5 protein-coding genes are annotated in these 3,376 nt (G+C 53.4%); 4 read left to right on the top strand and 1 reads right to left on the bottom strand.

Annotated features, from left to right (window positions below):
- A partial coding sequence (locus tag ACQY36_RS07955) for a type IV pilin protein (protein WP_428078739.1) occupies positions 1-509 on the top strand: 509 nt, incomplete at its 5' end.
- Positions 510-572: 63 nt separating this feature from the next.
- On the opposite strand, the gene ACQY36_RS07950 is transcribed toward ACQY36_RS07955, so the two are convergent.
- The gene (locus tag ACQY36_RS07950) at positions 573-941 is read right to left on the bottom strand and encodes a hypothetical protein (RefSeq protein ID WP_428078737.1); all 369 of its coding nucleotides are present in this window, start codon (positions 939-941) and stop codon (positions 573-575) included.
- Positions 942-1,052: 111 nt separating this feature from the next.
- Here ACQY36_RS07950 and ACQY36_RS07945 point away from each other — a divergent pair, with 111 nt between their 5' ends.
- Genes ACQY36_RS07945 through ACQY36_RS07935 form a run of 3 tightly spaced genes read left to right on the top strand, consistent with a single transcriptional unit; the run spans position 1,053 to position 3,199 of the window.
- The gene (locus ACQY36_RS07945; RefSeq protein ID WP_428056991.1) at positions 1,053-1,334 is read left to right on the top strand and encodes an Asp-tRNA(Asn)/Glu-tRNA(Gln) amidotransferase subunit GatC; all 282 of its coding nucleotides are present in this window, start codon (positions 1,053-1,055) and stop codon (positions 1,332-1,334) included.
- Entirely contained in the window at positions 1,335-2,750 is a 1,416-nt protein-coding gene (gene gatA, locus ACQY36_RS07940; protein ID WP_428078735.1) for an Asp-tRNA(Asn)/Glu-tRNA(Gln) amidotransferase subunit GatA, read from the top strand. It abuts the gene before it with no gap.
- Complete coding sequence (locus ACQY36_RS07935) at positions 2,747-3,199, top strand: NUDIX hydrolase (RefSeq protein WP_428056995.1); 453 nt, start codon at positions 2,747-2,749, stop codon at positions 3,197-3,199. The genes gatA and ACQY36_RS07935 overlap by 4 nt, the downstream gene beginning before the upstream one ends.
- Positions 3,200-3,376 lie beyond the last annotated feature (177 nt).

Raw genomic sequence — 3,376 nt, 5'->3', positions numbered from 1 at the left:
ATATAAATAGGGGGATATATCCCGTGCAGAAAAGCCTCGGATTTACGCTAATAGAACTGTTGGTGGTCGTTTTAATTATCGGTATTTTGGCGGCGGTGGCTTTGCCCCAATACGATTACAGCGTCAAAAAGGCGCGTTTTCAGCAAATGCTTCCGCTGGTGGAAGGAATGTTTAAAGGCCAGAGCATTTACTATATGGCAAACGGGGTATATTCCGATGATTTAGCCGCACTGGATATCGCGTTTCCGGCGGATTTTACGGTTTCCGGCGACTCGGCGCGCAATAAATTAATGACTTGCAACGTGGTGTACAACTTCAATCAGCGCGTTTACTGCGTGCTGAGCAAAAGTCCCCATGTAGCCTATATACACTGGTTCAAACCGGACCGCCGCGCCTGCGTTGTTTTTACGTCCAGCAACCGGGAACAGCAGGAATTTTGTAGAAAATTTACGGGTAAAAACACCTACGAAACATACGGCGCGTGGAGTATTTATTATATGGATAATTAATCCGCGCTTAATTAAAAACCCCGGACGGATATCCCGCCCGGGGTTTTGGTGTTAAGAAGGTTTTTACGCGGTGGCCAGCATAGCCGTCAGAAAAGCGAGTATGGTTCCGCCAAAAAAGATGACGGCGATAATCGGCAGTATGGCGATGATAACCGTCAGCCAACCGAACAGGCCGGCCCACCACGCGGCGCGCCGGGCGTCCGGCGTGCGGTTTTCGTGCGCCAAATCCTGCGCCCGGAGCGACAGAATCAGCGCCGCCAGCGCCATCGGAATGGTGAAGAACCCCGTAAAGCAGGATAAAATTACCGCGATGACCGACAGCGTAAAACGGCTGTTTATACAGTCCGCGCCGTTTGCGGCGCATTTGCAGTCGTCTTTGGTGCGGTTGTTTACGGAGCAGACGGCTCCTTCTTTTTGTTCTTCATGTGTCATAAAACTCCCCCTGCCGTTGGCTTCCGTCCGGGTAAAAGCGCGGCGGACGGGTTCTTGTAGCCAAAGAGCACCATTATTATATAAAATATAATTTCAATGGGAGCATTTTCTATGGAAATAACTAAAAAAGATGTGGAGCTTTCGGCCAAACTCGCCAAAATGCGGGTGAGCGAGCAGGAAGCCGTGCTGTATGAAGCCCAGCTGGAAGCCCTTTTTAAATGGGTGAAAGAGTTGTCCGCCGTCAATACCGACGCGGTCAAACTGACCAACGTAAACCTCTCTGCGCATATGCGCAAGGATGTCGCCGTGTCCGACCCGGCCCTGGCCGCCGAACTGCGCCATGCTTTTGACGAAGAGCAGGACGGCTGCGCCAAAGTGAAAAAGGTGCTTTAAATGATGACCGTTTTAGAAATTACCAAAGCCGTTTCATCCGGCGCAAAAACCGCCGAACAGATTACGCGTGAGTCGCTTGCGAAAATCGCGGAGTTAAACCCCCAAATCAATGCGTTCGTGGAAGTGTTTGAGGCGGACGCACTCGCGCAGGCCCAAGCCGTAGACGCCAAACGCGCCCGCGGCGAAAAATTAGGCGCGCTTGCGGGCGTGCCCGTGGCTATTAAAGACAATATCCTCTACAAAGGCCACAAAGCCACCTGCTGTTCCAAAATGCTTGAAAATTATGTGGCCTCTTACACCTCCACCGTGGTGGAAAAACTGCTGGCCGCCGACGCGGTGATTGTGGGCCGCACCAATATGGATGAATTTGCCATGGGCAGCACCAACCAGACTTCGGTGTACGGCCCGGTGAAAAATCCCGTGAATACGGAATGCGTCCCCGGCGGTTCTTCCGGCGGTTCCGCGGCCGCCGTGGCGGCGGGTATGGTCTCCGTGGCTTTGGGCACGGATACGGGCGGCTCGGTCCGCCAGCCGGCCGGTTTTTGCGGCGTGGTGGGCATTAAGCCCGGTTACGGCCGTATTTCGCGCTACGGCGTGATTGCGTTCGCTTCCAGCGCCGACCAGGTGGGTATTCTGACGGCCAACGTGGCCGATTCGGCCAAAGTGCTGGAAGTGCTTTCCGGCAAAGACGTGCATGATTCCACCTCGCTGGAGGCTCCCGTTCCGGCGTATGCCGATTTGTTTACGGACGGTTTAAAAGGCGTAAAAGTGGGTCTTCCCAAAGGGTTTTTAGACGGCCTGGCGGAAGACATTAAGCAGAAAATGGACGAAGCCGCCGCGCGCTTGAAAGAATTGGGCGCGGAACTGGTGGAAGTGGACGTGCCGCATGCCAAATACGCGGCCCCGTGCTATTATATTATCACGAGTGCGGAAGCCAGCTCCAACCTGGGCCGCTACGACGGCATCCGCTACGGATACGCCGACAACGCCGCCAAAGATTTAAACGCCTATTACGAAGGTTCGCGCGCGCCGTTCGGGCTGGAAGTGAAAAAACGCCTGATTATCGGCACCTACGCGCTGACTTCGCAGCGTTACGAAGAATGCTTTGTAAAAGCCATGAAAGTGCGCGAGCTTATCCGCGAAGATTTCAAAAAAGCGTTTGAAAAAGTGGACGTACTTTTAACGCCCACCTCGCCCACCACGGCCTTTAAACTCGGCCAGCACGACGAGGATCCGCTTTCTTTGTATCTGGCGGACCTGTACACCTGCCAGGGCAATATCGGCGGGCTGGCAGGCGTGAGCGTGCCGTTTGGCAAAGACGCAAAAGGCCTTCCGATCGGCGTGCAGTTCTACGGGCCGATTTTAAAAGAAGAGAAAATTTTAAACGCGGCGTATAACTTAGAGAAAGGATTATGATTGTATCCGAATTTTCGTGCGGCGGCGTAATTCTTGACGGGCGCAAAGTGCTGTTGGTGCAAGTTAAGAATATGAAGGGGAAAAAGATTTGGACTTTCCCCAAAGGCCACATTGAACCGGGTGAAACGCCCCGGCAGGCCGCGCTGCGCGAAGTGCTGGAAGAAACGGGCTATAAAGCCGTTATCATCCGGCCGATGATTCGGGTGAAGTACGCGTTTACGTTTCAGGGCAATTACGTCAAAAAAATGGTCCAGTGGTATTTGATGAAAAAGTTGGGCCGCATCGGCAAGCACGACGCGTCCGAAATTTTGGCGATTCGCTGGGTGTCGCTCACCAAGGCGCGCGAATTGGTGCAGTACCCAAGCGATATACGGCTGGTGGATATGCTGCTGGCGTCTTTGCATATAGAGCCGGCGGAAGAGCCCGAAACGGAGATGCCGGAAGAATAAGGTTTTAGACTGATTGAATGTACGCACACGGACCAAAGATTACTTCTTTGGTCCGTGTTTTTTTGGGTGCTTCCTTGCCTTTTCCTGTTGCTGCTGCCAGAAAAAGGGGCCTTGCAGGCCGACCCTGCGGGCGGCGGCATACCCCCTTTGTTGTTCCCATCTAACTAATAGCACCGT

Source organism: Candidatus Avelusimicrobium alvi, assembly GCF_958451995.1.
Taxonomy (GTDB): domain Bacteria; phylum Elusimicrobiota; class Elusimicrobia; order Elusimicrobiales; family Elusimicrobiaceae; genus Avelusimicrobium; species Avelusimicrobium alvi.
Note: the sequence above shows the minus strand (reverse complement) of the source record. Positions and strands in the feature narration are given on the sequence as shown.

Excerpts from the sequence above, each read along its gene's own strand:
- ACQY36_RS07950 (WP_428078737.1), bottom strand. The coding sequence starts at position 941 with ATGACACATGAAGAACAAAAAGAAGGAGCCGTCTGCTCCGTAAACAAC.
- ACQY36_RS07935 (WP_428056995.1), top strand. The coding sequence starts at position 2,747 with ATGATTGTATCCGAATTTTCGTGCGGCGGCGTAATTCTTGACGGGCGC.
- gatA (WP_428078735.1), top strand. The coding sequence starts at position 1,335 with ATGATGACCGTTTTAGAAATTACCAAAGCCGTTTCATCCGGCGCAAAA.
- ACQY36_RS07945 (WP_428056991.1), top strand. The coding sequence starts at position 1,053 with ATGGAAATAACTAAAAAAGATGTGGAGCTTTCGGCCAAACTCGCCAAA.